Origin of the sequence: Streptomyces sp. LUP30 (assembly GCF_001746365.1) — a bacterium.
Lineage (GTDB): Bacteria > Actinomycetota > Actinomycetes > Streptomycetales > Streptomycetaceae > Streptomyces.
Map to the genome: position 1 here is coordinate 1 of NZ_MJAJ01000063.1, position 16,295 is coordinate 16,295.

The following is a 16,295-nucleotide window of genomic DNA, read 5'->3' on the forward strand; positions in this document are numbered from 1 at the left end:
CTCCCCGCCCCGGCGGACGGCGCCCCCGGGGAGCCGGCGCCGGGCGCGGTCAACGGCTCCGCGCCCCAGGACGTCCCGCCCGCTCGGGACATCCCGACCCCCGACCCCACCGCCCTCCCCTGGGGCACGGCCCTGCTGGCCGTCGGGCTTGCCGTCGAGGCGTACGCCGACCGCGGACCCGACGTCGGCGGGCTCCCCCTCCCCGGGGGTCTGCCCGCCGGCCCCGCGGCCGTCCTGCTCGGCTGGACGCTCACCGCCGTGGGCCTCGCGCTCGCCGGCCCCGGCCTCACCCACCTGTGCGGCCGTCTGCTGCAGGCGGCCCGCCCCGGCGCCCTGCGTCTCCTCGCGGGCCGCGGACTGATGCAGGAGGCCTCCCGCATCGGCCGTCCGCTGGGCGTGGTCTGCGCGGTGGCCTCCGGCGCGTTCACGACGGCCCGGCTGTACGACCCGGCCGACCCCTCCTTCGGCCCGCTCACCACCCTCGGCGCCCTGGTCGTGGCCGGCTGCACCCTCGCCACGCTGCTGACCGCGGCCGTGGAGGCCAGACAGTCCCGCGCCGACACCACGGCCGCCCTCCTGCGTCTCGGCGCTCCGGCCAAGACGCTCCGCAGCGCCGCCGCCCTGCGCGCCGGCGCCCTGCTGGCGCTGTTCGTCCCGCTCACCCTGGCCGTGGCCGAACTGGCGGCCCTCCCGCTGATGCGCTGAAGCGCTCCCGCACCGCGCCGCACCGCGCCGCACCGCAGGAAGCCGCGCGGAGAACAGCGGCCCAGAAAAGATCTCCCCGGGCCGATGAGTTCCGGGCGGCGCCCCGGTCTACCCCACCGACAACGCACACAGCGGCTGACGATCCTCCGGGAGAGACCAGATGAGCACCTCGGCCTACCAGCAGATGATCTTCGTGAACCTGCCCGTGAACGACCTCGACGCCTCGAAGAAGTTCTTCACGGAGCTCGGCTACTCGATCAACCCGCAGTTCAGCGACGACAACGCCGCCTCCGTGGTGATCAGCGACACGATCGTCGCGATGCTGCTCACCAAGCCGTTCTACTCGACCTTCACCAAGAAGGAGATCGCGGACTCCGCGACCACCAGCGAGGTGCTGATCGCACTGAGCGCGCCGAGCCGCGAGAGGGTCGACGAGCTGGTCGACAGGGCGCTCGCGCTGGGCGGTTCGCCGAGCGGCGACACCCAGGACCACGGCTTCATGTACGGCCGTTCCTTCGACGACCTCGACGGCCACACCTGGGAGGTCGTCTGGATGGACCCGTCGGCCGTCCAGGGCTGACCGGAGCCGACCGGCGCCGAGGGCGTGACGGGCTCGGGGCCGGAGGCGGAGACCCGGAATCCGGGGACGGCCCCGATCGCCGGCGCGGCAGTGCCTAGCATGGGCGGGTGCATCCGACGACACCCGCCCAGCCGTTCGACGGTTCCCACGACCGTGAGATCGAGTCCCTCTCCGAGTTCGACGAGGTGGTCGCCGCTCACGGCACGCTCTCCCACTTCCGCGTCCAGTCCGTCGACCTGACGGACCGTACGGACGCCCTGCTCTCCCTCGACTCCTCGGGCGCCGTCTTCCTCGGCTGCCCGATGGACCCGGCGGCCGCCGCCCGAACCCGCGCCTGCGGCGCCCTGGTCTTCCCGCCCGTGCCGGGCCTGTCCTTCGACCCGTACCGCGGCTTCGTCTACTCCCCTGACGAGCTGTTCGCGTCTCTCGACGAGGGGTACGAGGCGACCCCGGACGCCCGGACGTACGCCTGGTTCCAGCGCACGAAGTCGGACGGCGACATCTTCGGCTCGATGCTCCGCTCGATCCACGACGACGCCGTCTCGGACGCCCTGGACGAACTCCTCGTCGGCGCGCGCGTGGTGGGCGTGATGGGCGGTCACGCGATGGCGCGCGGCACCGAGGAGTACGCAGGCGCGGCCCGGCTCGGCCGTGAACTGGCCCGCGCCGGACTGACGGTGGCCACGGGCGGCGGACCGGGCGCCATGGAGGCGGCCAACCTCGGCGCGTACGCCGCGCCCTTCGACGCCGGGATGCTCACCGAGGCCCTGCGGATCCTCGCCAAAGCGCCGAAGTTCACGCCCTCGGTCACCGACTGGGCGCGGGCCGCGTTCGAGGTCCGCGCGAACTGGCCCGGCGGCGGGCCCTCGGTCGCCGTGCCCACCTGGTTCTACGGCCACGAGCCGCCGAACCCGTTCGCCGCGCACATCGCCAAGTACTTCTCCAACGCCACCCGCGAGGACGGCCTGTTGGCCCGCTGCACCGCGGGCGTGGTGTTCCTGCCGGGCGCCGCGGGGACCGTACAGGAGATCTTCGACAACGCGACGCCCAACTACTACGAGTCGCGGGGCGAGCCGACGCCGATGGTGCTGGTGGACCGTGCGCACTGGACGGAACGCCTGCCGGCCTGGCCGCTCCTGCGGTCTCTCGCCCGGGAGCGGTCGATGGAGTCCCGCATCACCCTGGTCGACCGGATCGAGGAGGCGCCGGAGGCCCTGAAACGTCTCGGTGGTTAATAAGCGGGCAAAACCAACCGCTCAGAGGGGTCGCCACATTGACACTGCTTATGAAACGCTTATAGACCTGTGAGCCTGCTGGGGATGGTGACGCACTCGGCTCACCCGGGGGCGCCATCTCCCCCTCCACCCCCCGCAGTTGCGCTTCCCGTAAAGGACAAACGTGTCCCTTTCCCGCCGTACCGCCGCCCGTTCGGTGCGCATGCTCGGTGTCACCGCCGCCTCCGCCGCCCTTGCGCTCAGCGCCGCCGGCACCGCACTGGCCTGCGACATCACCGAGTTCTCCGCCGCTGCCGCCTGTGACGGCGCGAAGGGCGTCATCACCGTCACCGACAAGGACGGCACGCGCGTCCCGGCCGTCATCACCGTTTTCCTCGAGAACAACGGCGCCGACCTCAGGCAGGTCGGCACGGCCCAGACGGTCACCGGCTCGAAGAAGGGCGTCACGGTCTCCTTCGCCGAGGCCTGGGAGCCGAACGCCGAATACCGGGTCCACGTCCTGGCCGTCAAGGGCAAGAAGACGTTCGTCGACGCCGACATCACCCCGAACGTGACCACCCCGTCCAAGGCCTGCACCGCCGACGACACGTCGACGCCGTCCACCGCCCCGTCCTCGACGCCGTCCTCGTCGACGTCGCAGACCGCTTCGCCGCCGGCCGGGACGACCGCCCCGGCGCCTTCCCCGTCCGACTCGGCGGGCGACAGCGCCGCTCCCCCGGCCCCCGCGAGCAACGCCCCGTCGCCCGCGGCCCAGGAGTCCAACCTCGCCGAGACCGGCGCCAACTCCAACACCGGCCTGATCATCGGCATCGCGGCCGTCCTCGTCGTCGTCGGCGGCGGCGCGGTGTTCTTCGGGATGCGCCGCCGCGGGGCCAGCCACCGCTGACCCGCACGGCCGCCCGCCAGGAAGCGAGCACCGACGGCCCGCCCCCGATCCGGGGGCGGGCCGTCCGCTCGTCCGGGCTCAGCCGAACTTCGCCTTCTCCAGCCAGAACTCCAGCACCTCGCGCTCGCCGAGCACCTCGAGCCCGGGGCCGTCCAGCGGCAGCCGGCCGTAGAAGGCGAGCAGCACGGAGGTGAGCGGGCCGCGCAGGGTGACCGCCGTCTCCTCGTGGCCTGGGCGCCAGACGACGCCCCGCTCGGTGAGTTCGACCACCCTGCCCCACGCCTCGGCCGGAGGTACCGCCGTCCCGCCTGGTCCGGCACCCGGCTCGGCGGGCGCGTCCGTGGCGTGCAGCCGGATGGCGCGGTCCGCGACGAGCAGTTCCCCGGCCGCCGCGTGCGGCTCGTGGCGCTGCACCCACTGCACGAGCTGCAGCCACTCGTCCACGGCGTCGGCGGCCACGTCCGGCGCGACCTCGTAGGGCAGCCCGGCGGCGAGTGCGGCGTCGGCGCGGTGCACGGTGATCTCATGGGTCATCCGGCGTGCCCAGAAGCCGCTGGCGGGCACTCCGGCCCAGCTCCACACCTTCGCGTCCGGGCCGGCCTCGCGCAACGCGCCGACGACCAGTTCACCGCTCTCCGCGAGCCAGTCGTCGAGCGCGGCCGCGTCGCCCACGCCGTCCGGTCCGCCGAGCAGCGGGATCCGCTCGTCCGGGATGTTCTCCTGCGCGCGCGTCCGCACCAGCGCGTCCACCCAGCGCAGGGCGCCGCCCATGTGCCGCACGAGCTGCTCCAGCGACCAGTCGGGGCAGGTCGGCACGGTCGCCGCCAGATCCGTCCCGGAGGTCACGACCGTCCTCAACTCACCGACCTGATGGGCGATTTCGTCACAATACCGGTCATGGGAGAGAACAGTCATACCGAGCACCCTAGGGGCCGGCCGCTCAGTCCAGCACCACGATTTCGGCCGGGTCGAAGGACACCCCCACCGCGCTCCCGACCTCCGGCGCGTCGCGCAGCGCGCACGCCGCCTCAAGCCTCGGTGCGCCCTCCGGCTGGAGGTGCACGGCGACATGCGTGCCCCGGAAGGCGCGAGCGGCCACCGTGCAGCGCAGCCCGTCGTCCGCGTCCCCCAGGCGCACGCCCGCAGGCCGGACCAGCAGGGTGCGCGCCCCCTGGCCGGACCCGGCCGGCACCGGCGTCTTGCCCCACGGCGTGACCGCGACCTCGCCCGTGACGGTGGCCTCCACCACGTTGTCGAATCCGAGGAAGCGGGCCACGAACGCGTCCGCCGGCCGCTGCCAGACCTCGAGCGGCGTACCGGACTGGGCGATCCGGCCGTCCCTCATCACCACGACCCGGTCGGCCAACGCGAACGCCTCCCCTTGGTCGTGCGTGACGGCCAGCACCGTGGTCCCCAACCGGCCGAACAGTTCGCGCAGTTCGACCACCAGCCGCTCCCGCAGCGACCGGTCGAGCTGACCGAGCGGCTCGTCGAGCATCAGCAGCCGGGGGCGCGGCGCGAGGGCCCTGGCCAGCGCCACCCGCTGCTGCTCACCGCCGGAGAGCGAGGCCACGGCCCGTCCGGCCGCGCCCGGCAGCCCGACGAGTTCGAGCAACTCCCCCACCCGCTCGCCCTGCCGGCCCCGGGGCATGCCGTGCATCCGCAGTCCGAAGGCCACGTTGCCGCCGACATCGCGCTGCGGGAAGAGCTGGTGGTCCTGGAACATCAGCCCGAGCTCGCGCCGGTGCGCGGGCACCCCCGACTGGTCGCGTCCGTCCAGCACGACCCGCCCCGAGTCCAGGGGCTGCAGACCGGCCACGGCCCGCAGCAACGTCGACTTGCCGCTGCCGCTGGGCCCCAGCACGCACACCACCTCATGCTCGGCGACCGCCAGATCGACGGCGTCCAGCACCGCCCGCCCACCGAACCGCACGGTGGCCCGCTCCAGTTCGAGCAGTCGCATCAGAACTCCCCCGCCCGGTCGGTCCGCAGCCGCTCCAGCACCAGCAGGGCCACCGCGCACACCACCATCAGAATCGTCGAAAGGGCCATCGCCTGGCCGTAGTTGAGTTCACCGGCCCGGCCGAGCAGCCGTGCCACGGCCACCGGCAGGGTCGGGTTGTCGGGCCGTGCGATGAACACCGTCGCCCCGAACTCCCCCAGCGACACCGCGAAGGCGAACCCGGCCGCGACCAGCAGCGCCCGGCGCACCATCGGCAGGTCGACCTCGCGCCACACCCGCCAGGGCGAGGCCCCGAGCACGGCCGCCGCCTCCCGCAGCCGGTGGTCCACCGCCCGCAGCACCGGCAGCATGGTCCGCACGACGAAGGGCACGCCGACCAGCGCCTGGGCCAGCGGCACCAGGATCCACGTCGCGCGCAGATCCAGCGGCGGCTCGTCGAGGGCGATCAGGAACCCGAAGCCCACGGTCACCGCGGAGACGCCCAGCGGCAGCATCAGCAGCGCGTCGAAGCCCCGGACCAGCCGTCCGGCGTCCCTGCGGGTGAGCGCGGCCGCGGCGAGGCCGCCGACGACCACGGCGATCGCGGTCGCGGCGACCGCGTACTGAAGCGAGTTGCCGATCGCGTCGATCGGCGGGACCAGGAAGACGTTCCCGTCGTCCGCGGTCAGCGCCCGGTAGTAGGCGAGCCCGGGCGCGTCCAGCGAGCGCTGCACCAGCACCGCGAGCGGCAGGACCAGCAGCACGGCGATGCTCGCGAGGACCCCGGCCAGCAGCGCCCACTGCCCGGTCCCGCGCGGCCGGCGCGCCGTTCCGGCCGCGTCCACCAGCCGCAGCGCGGTCTCCCGCCGCCGCACCGTCCAGGCGTGCACGGCGAGGATCGCTCCGACGGCAGCGAACTGGACGATCGTGAGGACGGCGGCCGTGGACAGGTCGAAGATCTCGGAGGTCTGCCGGTAGATCTCCACCTCCAGGGTGGAGAAGGTGGGCCCGCCGAGGATCTGCACCACACCGAAGGAGGTGAAGGTGAAGAGGAAGACCATCAGCGCGGCCGCGGCGACGGCGGGCCCGAGCGCCGGCAGGGTCACCGTGCGCCAGGCCCGCAGCCGGGACGCGCCCAGCATCCGCGCCGCCTCCTCCTGCCTCGGGTCGAGCTGCGCCCACAACCCGCCCACCGTCCGTACCACTACCGCGTAGTTGAAGAAGACGTGCGCGAGCAGGATCGCCCACACGGTGGTGTCGAGACGCACCCCCCACAGCTCGTCGAGCAGCCCGCCGCGTCCGACGAGCGCGAGGAACGCCGTGCCGACGACGACCGTCGGCAGCACGAACGGAACGGTGACGACGGCGCGCAGCGCCTGCCTGCCCGGGAAGTCGAGACGCGCGAGGACGTACGCGCCCGGGAGCGCGACCAGCAGTGTGAGCGCGGTGGAGGCGAGCGCCTGCCAGGTGGTGAACCACAGCACATGCCGGATGTCGGACTGCCCGAGCACGTCCCGCAGCCGCCCGAAGCGCCACGACCCGTCGACGTGGAGTCCCCGGGCGACGATCGCGGCGACCGGATAGGCGAAGAAGACCGCGAAGAACGCGACGGGCACGGCCAGGAGACCGAGCCTGGCCGCCGCGCTCCCCTTGGCTCCCTTGCGCGGGGCTACTTCAGTACGAGCGAGGTCCACGACTTGACCCACTGGTCGCGACGGTCGGCGATCTTCGCCGGGTCCATGGTCTCGGGATCCTTGGCGGCAGGCCCGAACCGGGTGAACTCGGCGGGCACGGCGGCGCCCTTCACCACCGGGTACACGAACATGTTGAGCGGCATGTCCTCCTGGAACTCCTTGCCGACCAGGAAGTCGATCAGCGCCTTGCCGCCCTCGCTGTGGCCGGCGTTGCTCAGCAGGCCCGCGAACTCGATCTGCCGGAAGCAGGTGCCGGTCGCGACGCCGGTCGGGGCGGTGGCCGGCTTCGGGTCGCCGTAGATCACCTCGGCGGGCGGCGAGGAGGCGTACGAGACGACGAGCGGCCGGTCGGCCTTCGCGTTCTTGCCGCCGGCGGAGCCGGAGAACTCCTCGTTGTAGGCCTGCTCCCAGCCGTCGACCACCTTCACGCCGTTGGCTTTGAGCTTCTTCCAGTACCCCTCCCAGCCTCCGTCGCCGTACTTCGCGGCCGTGCCGAGCAGGAAGCCGAGGCCGGGCGAGGAGGTGGAGGCGTTCTCGGTGACGAGGAGGTTCTTGTAGGCGGGCTTCAGCAGGTCGTCGAAGGAGGCGGGCGGGGCCAGCTTGTGCGCGGCGAAGTACGCCTTGTCGTAGTTGACGCAGATGTCGCCGAAGTCGACCGGCGTGACGCGGTGCTTCTTCGCGTCCAGCTGGTACTGGCCGCCGACCTGCGCCAGCCCCTTGGCCTCGTACGGCTGGAACAGCCCGTTGTCGAGGGCGCGGGACAGCAGGGTGTTGTCGACGCCGAAGAAGACGTCGCCCTGCGGGTTGTCCTTGGTGAGGATCGCCTTGTTGACGGCCTGCCCGGCGTCGCCGTCCTTGAGGACCTTCACCTTGTACCCGGACTGCTTCTCGAAGTCGGCGAGGACGCTCTTGGAGACGGCCCACGAGTCGTGGCTGACGAGGGTGACGGTCTTGGACTCCGTGGACCCCGCCGCCCCCTTGCCGTCCGTGGACCCGCACGCGGACAACGCGGGCGCCGCGACCAGGCCGAGCCCGACGGCCACGGCCACGAAGGTCTTGTTCTGCACTGGTTTTCCTCCTGGGTTGACCAGGAAGAGACGCGGCCCCGCCCGGGTCCGCACGGGACTCCGGGCAGGGCGCAACAGCTCGAGTGATGACCGAACTTCCTACCCAGAATGACCTGGGCGAGGTTCAGAGGGTCTGCGGGCCTGGGTGCCGCACTCTCAGCGCTGTGGCGCTCCCCTGTCGGAATATGAAGATGTGTACGGTCCTCAGACTACCGCTCGGTGGCCGCGAGCTGACCGCACGCCCCGTCGATCTCCTGACCACGGGTGTCCCGGACGGTCACGGGCACCCCGTGCGCGGCGATCGCCTCGACGAAGGCCTTCTCGTCCTCCGGCCGGGAGGCGGTCCACTTCGAACCCGGCGTCGGGTTCAGCGGGATGAGGTTGACGTGCACGGGCTTGCCGCGCAGCAGCCGGCCCAGCCGGTCACCTCGCCAGGCCTGGTCGTTGATGTCCCGGATCAGCGCGTACTCGATGGACAGCCGGCGGCCCGACCGCTCGGTGTACTCGAACCCGGCGTCCAGCACCTCGCGCACCTTCCACCGCGTGTTCACGGGGACGAGGGTGTCGCGCAGCTCGTCGTCCGGAGCGTGCAGGGAGATCGCCAGCCGGCACTTGAAACCCTCGTCGGAGAACCGGTGGATGGCCGGCACCAGCCCGACCGTCGACACGGTGATCCCGCGCTGCGACAGTCCGAGCCCGTCCGGAGCCGGGTCGGTCAGCGCGCGGATCGCGCCGACGACCCGCTTGTAGTTGGCGAGCGGCTCGCCCATCCCCATGAAGACGATGTTGGAGAGCCTGGCGGGTCCGCCGGGCACCTCCCCGTCGCGCAGCGCCCGCATCCCGTCGACGATCTGGTGCACGATCTCGGCGGTGGACAGGTTCCGGTCGAGCCCGGCCTGTCCGGTCGCGCAGAACGGGCAGTTCATCCCGCACCCCGCCTGCGAGCTGATGCACATGGTCACCCGGTCCGGGTACCGCATGAGCACCGACTCCACGAGCGTGCCGTCGAACAGCCGCCACAGCGTCTTGCGGGTGGTCCCCTGGTCCGTCGACAGATGCCGGACCACGGACATCAGATCCGGCAGCAGCGCCTCACGCAGCTTCTCGCGGGCGCCGGCGGGGATGTCGGTCCACTCCGCCGGGTCGTGCGCGTACCGGGCGAAGTAGTGCTGCGAGAGCTGCTTGGCACGGAACGGCTTCTCCCCGATCTCCGCCACGACCTCCTTCCGCTCGGCGGGCGAGAGGTCGGCGAGATGCCGCGGCGGCTTCTTGGCTCCGCGGGGGGCGACGAAAGTGAGTTCTCCGGGCTTCGGCATAACCCTTCCAGTGTCGCAGATCGAATCCGGCCCCCAGGCCGGAGCGGGGTGGGGGCGGTCACCCCGCAGCTTCGCCCGCCAGCGGGGGTCGACCTCGCCCGGCCCAGGACTCGCCCGGCCGTGCCCAGGCAGCGGCGGTTCCGCCCGCTTCGGCCCCGGCGAGCCCGGCGAGCCCGGCGAGCCCGGCGAGCCCGGCGAGCCCGGCGAGCCCGGCGAGACGACGTTCGACCGGACTGCCGGGAGAAGACCCTGCGGCGGGAGACGACGACGGGGGAGTCAGACCTCCGGGCCGTCGATGTCGGCCGCTCGGTCATCCGGGTGGACGGCAGGACTGCCGGTACTGTCCCGGTCGTCCAAGCGGACGTGGCCGTCCAAGAGGTGGCTGCTGCCGAGGCCGTCCAGGAGGTGGCTGCTGTCGAGGACGTCCAGGAGGTGGCTGCTGTCGAGGCCGTCCGGGCTGACGCGGCTGTTCGGTGGCTCCGGGCAGCCCGGGCCGTGTCCCAGCAAGTCGAGGAGACAGCCGTCCTTCAGGACCTCGCTGAGGTCGTTCACGCAGCAGGTCAGTTTCTTGACGTGCAGCGAGGCCACCGCCTGCCCCACTGTTTTCGTGAAGTCGTCCAGAATGAGCAAGGGCGTGGGGTGCACGAAATACTTGCCGACCTTGACCCCCCGCTCCAGTTTCCCGTTCCCCTCTGCCGCCCTGTTGACGAGCTCTATCGCCCACCCCTCCGCGGGGGCCGTCGGCAAGGTGAGTTTGCCCAGGGCGTCGAAGCCGGCGGCAGTCCCCCTCTCCCCGACGTTCTCCGCCCTCACCGCCTCGTCCCCAGTTCCCGGACTCAGCACCTCGTCAGGCCAGTTGTAGGCCCGCAGGAGTTTCGCCAGGTCCTCCGCGCACCGGATGAATTCCTCCTGGTGATCGGCGTCCAGGGGGACGGGGTCGGGCAGCTCCGGCAGCAACCGCGCAACCGCCCTCCACAGTTCCTGCACCTGGTCCGCGAGCTCGTCCGGGTTCCGTCCGTCCTCGAGGAGACGGGCGGCGGCGCGAGCCGTGCGCAGCACCTTGAGCGCCCGCCCCTCACGCTCCCGCGTCGTCATCGGCGCGAAGTCGACGTCCCGCTCTTCCCCGCCCACGGTCATACCGGTCCCCTCGCGATGCCCGAAATCGACTTGTCGACACGTGAGGGTCGACGGCCCTGACGGTCGACGGTAACGGCTGTCCGGCGTGGGCGGGTGAGCGATGCGCACCGCGGGGCGAGGAGTGCGCGAGCGGCGAATGAGCCGGCGAAAGCGGCCGGGATCGACCCGCGCGCTGAGGGATGTCCGCCCATCCGCCCACCGGAGAAGGAGCCTCGGGCGCTATGCCGACCGGTGCTCCAGGCGGTCCTTCAGCAGACGTTCGTTCACCGGGAACTCCTTGCGGACCTGACGCCGGACGACGAGGGGCACGAGGAGCTTGCCCATGCCCTTGCCCTCGAAGTCGAGGTCCATGATCACGCGGGAGCGGCGGCCCTCGTCGATCGGGAGGATCTCGCCGTGGAAGTGGCCGCGCACAGGCCCGTCGACGCCCTGAAGCGCCCAGGCGTGCGGCGGGTCGTACTCGGTGTACTCCATGGTCATCGGCATTTCCCGGTTGCCGACGTGCCGCGTGACCCGCACCCGGGAGCCGACACCGGCCGGCCCGGGGTCCAGTGGCTCCGCCGAGACCGCGCTCGCCTGCCATTCGGGCAGGTGGGAGGGGTCGATGACATAGGCCCATACGTCATCGGGAGTGGCGTCGACGTCGATCGATTCATGGAAGTCGGACATACAGCCCGCCCCCTTTCAGGGCGATCCCCCCTGCGGCCTTCACCAGAATCGTCCCACCGGCCCGGCCCCGCGACCACGGCAGCGGGCCCCCGTCCCGACGATCAGGACGAGGGCCCGCAGGAGCCGGTGTGCGCGCGGGTCAGCCGGAGCCCACGAACAGCACGAGCAGCAGCCAGACGACGGGCGCCGTGGGCAGCAGCGAGTCCAGCCGGTCCATGATGCCGCCGTGGCCCGGAAGCAGCGTTCCCATGTCCTTGATGCCCAGGTCCCGCTTGATCATGGACTCGCCGAGGTCGCCGAGCGTGGCGCTGGCCGCGACGGCGAAACCGAGCACCAGCCCCTGCCACCACGCGCCGTCGTCGATGAGGAACTGCATGCACAGCGCACCGACGACCATCGCGAACGCCACCGCGCCGAGCAGGCCCTCGCGGGTCTTGCCCGGACTGATGCGCGGGGCGAGCTTGGTCCTGCCGAAGCGCCAGCCGACGGCGTACGCGCCCGTGTCGCTGACGACCGTCAGGACCAGGAAGGTCATGACGCGGAACGCTCCGTCGTCGGCGGTGAGCATCAGGGCGACGAACGTGGCCAGGAACGGGACGTAGAAGGCCGCGAAGACGCCGGCCGTGACGTCCTTGAGGTAGCCCTCGGGCGGTTCGGTCATCCGCCAGACCAGCACCGCGAGCGCGGTGAGGGCCATGGCGACCCAGGCGCCCTCGGTCCCCCGGACGTATCCGGCGACCACCATGGCGGCGCCGCCGACCGCGAGCGGCACGAGCGGCGCCTTGATGCCCTTGCGCTCCTGCAGCCTGCTGGTCAGCTCCCACAGGCCGACGACGACGGCGACGGCCACCACACCGACGAACACGGCCTTGACGACGAACAGCGACGCGACGATGACCGCGCCGAGCCCGACCCCGACCCCTATGGCCGCGCCCAGGTCTCGGCCCGCGCTCTTCTTCTGCGGCGCGGGCGCCGGGTGAGGGGCGTCGGGCATGGGCTCCGGATTCTGCGGCGCCGCCGCAGGGGGCTGTGCCGTCGGGGTGTCGTCGCCGTGGGCGGCGAGGCCGTGGGGCTCGCCGCCGTAGGGCGCGTTGCCGTACTTCTCGTCGTGGAACAAGGGGCCGCCCAGCCGTGCGGCCCCCCGGTCGTCATCCTGGTTTCCGCCGTGTGCGGGTACGTCGGGGACGATGGGCATGGGGCGAGTCTGCTGCGCCTCAGGCGCATCGTACGCGGGACCCGCCGGGGCGGCCCCCTGGACAGGCCCCTGGTCGGCGGGCCCCCAGTACCCGGCCCGCGACCCGGCGTGTGGCGGTGAGCCCCAGGAAGAGTCGTTCATCAGACCTCGAGCAGCTCCGCTTCCTTGTGCTTCAGGAGCTCGTCCACCTGGGCGACGTACTTCGCGGTGGTGTCGTCGAGTTCCTTCTCGGCACGGCGGCCCTCGTCCTCGCCGACCTCTCCGTCCTTGATCAGCTTGTCGATCGCGTCCTTGGCCTTGCGGCGGACCGCGCGGATGGACACCTTGGCGTCCTCGGCCTTGCCCTTGGCGACCTTGATGTAGTCGCGGCGGCGCTCCTCGGTCAGCTCGGGGAACACCACTCGGATGATGTTGCCGTCGTTGCTCGGGTTGACGCCCAGGTCGGAGTCGCGGATCGCCTGCTCGATGTTGCGCAGGGCGGTCTTGTCGAACGGGGTCACGACGGCCATGCGCGGCTCCGGCACGGAGAACGAAGCCAGCTGGTTGATCGGCGTCGGCGCGCCGTAGTAGTCGGCAACGATCTTGTTGAACATCGCCGGGTGCGCACGGCCGGTGCGGATCGCGGCGAAGTCCTCCTTGGCGACCACGACGGCCTTCTCCATCTTCTCCTCGGCCTCGAGGAGGGTCTCTTCGATCACCACTTGCTCCTGCGTGTCTTGAGTAGGCCCGGCTGCGGATCCTTGCGAGGGCGGCGGCCGGCTGCGTCGCGTCTTCTTCCTGCACGGTTCCCGACCGGCAGGACATTGTCCATCCTGCGACCGGGGTCCGTCCCCCGGTCAGACGTTGTCGTGGAAAACCGGGATGGCGCCGGTCAGGACCGGCCGCCTTGCTCACCCACGAGCGTGCCGATCTTCTCACCCTTGACCGCGCGGGCGATATTGCCCTCGGCGAGAAGCTCGAAGACGAGGATCGGCAGCTTGTTGTCGCGGCACAGCGTGATCGCGGTCATGTCGGCGACCTTCAGGTCCCGGGTGATGACCTCGCCGTACCCGAGGGCGTCGAACTTGACGGCCGCCGGGTTGGTCTTCGGGTCGGAGTCGTAGACGCCGTCCACACCGTTCTTGCCCATGAGCAGCGCCTCGGCGTCGATCTCCAGGGCGCGCTGGGCGGCGGTGGTGTCGGTGGAGAAGTAGGGCATGCCCATGCCGGCGCCGAAGATGACCACGCGGCCCTTCTCCAGGTGCCGCACGGCCCGCAGCGGGATGTACGGCTCGGCGACCTGCCCCATGGTGATCGCGGTCTGCACGCGGCTGTCGATGCCCTCCTTCTCCAGGAAGTCCTGGAGGGCGAGGCAGTTCATGACCGTGCCGAGCATGCCCATGTAGTCCGAACGGGCCCGGTCCATGCCGCGCACCTGGAGCTCGGCGCCGCGGAAGAAGTTGCCGCCGCCGATGACGACCGCGATCTCGGCGCCGTCGCGGACGACGGCCGCGATCTCCCGGGCGATCTTGTGCACCACGTCGGGGTCCACGCCCAGGCCTCCGCCGCCGGAGAATGCCTCACCGGACAGCTTCAGCAGAAACCGGCCGTGCAGTTTGCCGTCGTCGCTCTTCTGGGCCTTGGTGGTCATGGGAGATCCCGCCTCTTTCACGTGGTGCACATACGAAGAAGGCCACTGCCGGTGGGGTGTCGTGGGCAACCCGTGCGCGGCAATGGCCTCCTCGTCAGATCTGCTGTCGTCCGCCACGCGTGCGCGTGACGGCGTACCGGACGACTGCACCCGACCCTATCGGGCCGACGCGTCGATCGCGGTACGGACTCAGATGCCGACCTTGATGCGCGTGAAGCGCTTCAGGGTGACACCGGCCTCGTCCAGGACCTTCTGGACGGACTTCTTGTTGTCCAGCGCGTACGGCTGACCGAGCAGCGTGGCGTCCTTGAAGAAGCCGTTGAGGCGACCCTCGACGATCTTCGGCAGGGCGGCCTCGGGCTTGCCCTCGGCGCGGGTGGTCTCCTCGGCGACGCGGCGCTCGGACTCGACGACCTCGGCCGGCACGTCGTCCTTGGAGAGGTACTTCGGCGCGAAGGCGGCGATGTGCTGGGCGACGCCCTTGGCGATCTCCGCGTTCGGCTTGTCCAGCTCGACGAGGACACCGATCTGCGGGGGCAGGTCGGGCATCGTGCGGTGCATGTAGGCGCTGACGTAGCCGTCGGTGAACTGCGCGAAGCGGTCCAGCACGATCTTCTCGCCGAGGTTGGCGTTGGCCTCGTCCACGAACGCCTGGACGGTCTTGCCGGCCTCGATCTCGGACGCGAGCAGCGCCTCGAGGTCGGCCGGGGAGGTCTTGGTGACGTGCTCGGCGATCGCGGTGGCGACGGCCTGGAACTTGTCGCCCTTGGCGACGAAGTCCGTCTCGCACTTCAGCTCGACGAGGACGCCGGAGGAGTTGTCGTCGGCGATGATCGAGACCACGGCGCCGTTCTCGGCGGAGCGGCCCTCGCGCTTGGCGACGCCCTTCTGGCCCTTGATGCGGAGCGCCTCGACGGCCTTGTCGACGTTGCCCTCGGCCTCGTCCAGCGCCTTCTTGCAGTCCATCATGCCGGCGCCGGTGAGCTCACGGAGCTTCTTGACGTCAGCGGCGGTGTAGTTCGCCATGATCTGTGAATCTCTCTCGGAGTTCGAAGTCTCGAAGATCTACGAAGATCTGGGGGCTGTGGGTGAACGGCGGGCGGCGCACTCGGCGCCCCCCGCCGTCACTTCATCCCTGAGGCCGTGCGGACGCGACGGCGACCGCACGGCTCACGGCCTGAATCAGGCCTGCTCGCCCTCGGCGGCCGGAGCGGCCTCGGCGGCGGGAGCCTCGGCGGCCGGAGCCTCGGCCTCGGCCTCGGCGGCGGCCGGAGCCTCGGCGGCGGGGGCCTCGGCAGCGGCCTCGGCGGGCTTCTCGGCCTCGTCCGCGGTCTCGGCGTCGGCCTTCTTCTCGCCCTCGAGGAGGTCGCGCTCCCACTCGGCCAGCGGCTCGGTCGCGGCCTTCTCGCCCTTGTCACCGGTGGCGACGCCGGAACGGGAGATGAGGCCCTCGGCGACGGCGTCGGCGATCACGCGGGTGAGCAGGGTGACGGAGCGGATCGCGTCGTCGTTGCCCGGGATCTTGTAGTCGACCTCGTCGGGGTCGCAGTTGGTGTCGAGGATGGCGACGACCGGGATGTTGAGCTTCCGGGCCTCGCCGACCGCGATGTGCTCCTTCTTGGTGTCCACGATCCAGACGGCGCTGGGCACCTTGGACATCTCGCGGATACCACCGAGGGTCTTCTCGAGCTTGGCCTTCTCACGCGAGAGGACCAGGAGCTCCTTCTTCGTCAGACCCGAGGCGGCGACGTCCTCGAAGTCGATGAGCTCGAGCTCCTTGAGGCGCTGGAGGCGCTTGTAGACGGTCGAGAAGTTGGTGAGCATGCCGCCCAGCCAGCGCTGGTTGACGTAAGGCATGCCGACGCGGGTGGCCTGCTCGGCGATGGCCTCCTGCGCCTGCTTCTTCGTGCCGACGAACATGACCGTGCCGCCGTGGGCGACGGTCTCCTTGACGAACTCGTAGGCGCGGTCGATGTACGACAGCGACTGGAGCAGGTCGATGATGTAGATGCCGTTGCGCTCGGTGAAGATGAAGCGCTTCATCTTCGGGTTCCAGCGACGGGTCTGGTGACCGAAGTGGACGCCGCTTTCCAGCAGCTCCCGCATCGTGACGACGGCCATGGCCGTTCTCCTTGTTTTTCTCGGTTGTGCCGCGGGGGCCGGACGGCTCCCGCGCCTGACGCCCGCGATGCGCCGAGCCACTGAGGACCGAGGGGCGCGGGTATCGGAGAACCGACCG

Annotated in this window: 15 protein-coding genes, 1 pseudogene and 1 riboswitch; of the genes and pseudogenes, 4 read left to right on the top strand and 12 right to left on the bottom strand. The window is 71.3% G+C overall.

Annotated elements, in window-relative coordinates:
- The 4 genes and pseudogenes from BG482_RS35055 to BG482_RS35070 all read left to right on the top strand — a co-directional run.
- Nucleotides 1–705: pseudogene (locus BG482_RS35055) on the top strand (hypothetical protein); the annotation flags it as partial.
- 160 nt (nucleotides 706–865) lie between these two features.
- Nucleotides 866–1,285 (top strand): VOC family protein, encoded by a 420-nt coding sequence (locus tag BG482_RS35060; protein WP_069773261.1) that lies wholly within the window; start codon nucleotides 866–868, stop codon nucleotides 1,283–1,285.
- A 107-nt stretch (nucleotides 1,286–1,392) separates the two neighbouring features.
- Nucleotides 1,393–2,520, top strand: coding sequence for an LOG family protein (locus BG482_RS35065; protein ID WP_069773262.1), 1,128 nt, complete (start codon nucleotides 1,393–1,395; stop codon nucleotides 2,518–2,520).
- 163 nt (nucleotides 2,521–2,683) lie between these two features.
- Nucleotides 2,684–3,406: an LAETG motif-containing sortase-dependent surface protein gene (locus BG482_RS35070; protein WP_176741549.1), complete on the top strand. Its 723-nt coding sequence runs from the start codon at nucleotides 2,684–2,686 to the stop codon at nucleotides 3,404–3,406.
- Nucleotides 3,407–3,484: 78 nt separating this feature from the next.
- On the opposite strand, the gene BG482_RS35075 is transcribed toward BG482_RS35070, so the two are convergent.
- From BG482_RS35075 to rpsB, 12 genes are all read right to left on the bottom strand, one after another.
- Entirely contained in the window at nucleotides 3,485–4,321 is an 837-nt protein-coding gene (locus BG482_RS35075; protein WP_069773263.1) for a maleylpyruvate isomerase family mycothiol-dependent enzyme, read from the bottom strand.
- A 25-nt stretch (nucleotides 4,322–4,346) separates the two neighbouring features.
- Nucleotides 4,347–5,369: an ABC transporter ATP-binding protein gene (locus BG482_RS35080; protein WP_069773264.1), complete on the bottom strand. Its 1,023-nt coding sequence runs from the start codon at nucleotides 5,367–5,369 to the stop codon at nucleotides 4,347–4,349.
- Nucleotides 5,369–7,042, bottom strand: coding sequence for an iron ABC transporter permease (locus BG482_RS35085; RefSeq protein WP_079142535.1), 1,674 nt, complete (start codon nucleotides 7,040–7,042; stop codon nucleotides 5,369–5,371). The genes BG482_RS35080 and BG482_RS35085 overlap by 1 nt, the downstream gene beginning before the upstream one ends.
- On the bottom strand, nucleotides 7,018–8,109 hold the full coding sequence (locus tag BG482_RS35090; protein WP_069773265.1) for a thiamine ABC transporter substrate binding subunit: 1,092 nt from the start codon (nucleotides 8,107–8,109) through the stop codon (nucleotides 7,018–7,020). The genes BG482_RS35085 and BG482_RS35090 overlap by 25 nt, the downstream gene beginning before the upstream one ends.
- A 78-nt stretch (nucleotides 8,110–8,187) precedes the next feature.
- A riboswitch (TPP riboswitch) is annotated at nucleotides 8,188–8,296 on the bottom strand.
- 22 nt (nucleotides 8,297–8,318) lie between these two features.
- On the bottom strand, nucleotides 8,319–9,425 hold the full coding sequence (gene rlmN / locus BG482_RS35095; protein WP_069773266.1) for a 23S rRNA (adenine(2503)-C(2))-methyltransferase RlmN: 1,107 nt from the start codon (nucleotides 9,423–9,425) through the stop codon (nucleotides 8,319–8,321).
- Nucleotides 9,426–9,701: 276 nt separating this feature from the next.
- Nucleotides 9,702–10,562 carry a hypothetical protein gene (locus BG482_RS44305; RefSeq protein ID WP_069773267.1) on the bottom strand — a complete coding sequence of 287 codons (861 nt, stop codon included), beginning with the start codon at nucleotides 10,560–10,562 and terminating at the stop codon, nucleotides 9,702–9,704.
- Nucleotides 10,563–10,781: 219 nt separating this feature from the next.
- Nucleotides 10,782–11,231, bottom strand: a complete 450-nt coding sequence (locus tag BG482_RS35105) for an SRPBCC family protein (protein WP_069773268.1) — start codon at nucleotides 11,229–11,231, stop codon at nucleotides 10,782–10,784.
- Between the two features lie 139 nt (nucleotides 11,232–11,370).
- Nucleotides 11,371–12,567 (bottom strand): phosphatidate cytidylyltransferase, encoded by a 1,197-nt coding sequence (locus BG482_RS35110; RefSeq protein WP_069773269.1) that lies wholly within the window; start codon nucleotides 12,565–12,567, stop codon nucleotides 11,371–11,373.
- Nucleotides 12,567–13,124, bottom strand: coding sequence for a ribosome recycling factor (gene frr / locus BG482_RS35115; RefSeq protein WP_069773301.1), 558 nt, complete (start codon nucleotides 13,122–13,124; stop codon nucleotides 12,567–12,569). The genes BG482_RS35110 and frr overlap by 1 nt, the downstream gene beginning before the upstream one ends.
- 173 nt (nucleotides 13,125–13,297) lie before the next feature.
- Nucleotides 13,298–14,056, bottom strand: a complete 759-nt coding sequence (pyrH, locus tag BG482_RS35120; RefSeq protein ID WP_069773270.1) for a UMP kinase — start codon at nucleotides 14,054–14,056, stop codon at nucleotides 13,298–13,300.
- A gap of 189 nt (nucleotides 14,057–14,245) precedes the next feature.
- A complete protein-coding gene (gene tsf / locus BG482_RS35125) occupies nucleotides 14,246–15,082 on the bottom strand; it encodes a translation elongation factor Ts (RefSeq protein WP_069773271.1) in 837 nt (278 codons plus the stop codon).
- Nucleotides 15,083–15,238: 156 nt separating this feature from the next.
- Nucleotides 15,239–16,177 (bottom strand): 30S ribosomal protein S2, encoded by a 939-nt coding sequence (rpsB, locus tag BG482_RS35130; protein WP_069773272.1) that lies wholly within the window; start codon nucleotides 16,175–16,177, stop codon nucleotides 15,239–15,241.
- Nucleotides 16,178–16,295 lie beyond the last annotated feature (118 nt).

Bases quoted from the DNA above. Each gene is read 5' to 3' on its own strand.
- BG482_RS35060 (WP_069773261.1), top strand. From the start codon at position 866: ATGAGCACCTCGGCCTACCAGCAGATGATCTTCGTGAACCTGCCCGTG.
- BG482_RS35075 (WP_069773263.1), bottom strand. From the start codon at position 4,321: ATGACTGTTCTCTCCCATGACCGGTATTGTGACGAAATCGCCCATCAG.
- BG482_RS35080 (WP_069773264.1), bottom strand. From the start codon at position 5,369: ATGCGACTGCTCGAACTGGAGCGGGCCACCGTGCGGTTCGGTGGGCGG.
- rlmN (WP_069773266.1), bottom strand. From the start codon at position 9,425: ATGCCGAAGCCCGGAGAACTCACTTTCGTCGCCCCCCGCGGAGCCAAG.
- BG482_RS44305 (WP_069773267.1), bottom strand. From the start codon at position 10,562: ATGACCGTGGGCGGGGAAGAGCGGGACGTCGACTTCGCGCCGATGACG.
- BG482_RS35105 (WP_069773268.1), bottom strand. From the start codon at position 11,231: ATGTCCGACTTCCATGAATCGATCGACGTCGACGCCACTCCCGATGAC.
- BG482_RS35110 (WP_069773269.1), bottom strand. From the start codon at position 12,567: ATGAACGACTCTTCCTGGGGCTCACCGCCACACGCCGGGTCGCGGGCC.
- pyrH (WP_069773270.1), bottom strand. From the start codon at position 14,056: ATGACCACCAAGGCCCAGAAGAGCGACGACGGCAAACTGCACGGCCGG.
- tsf (WP_069773271.1), bottom strand. From the start codon at position 15,082: ATGGCGAACTACACCGCCGCTGACGTCAAGAAGCTCCGTGAGCTCACC.
- rpsB (WP_069773272.1), bottom strand. From the start codon at position 16,177: ATGGCCGTCGTCACGATGCGGGAGCTGCTGGAAAGCGGCGTCCACTTC.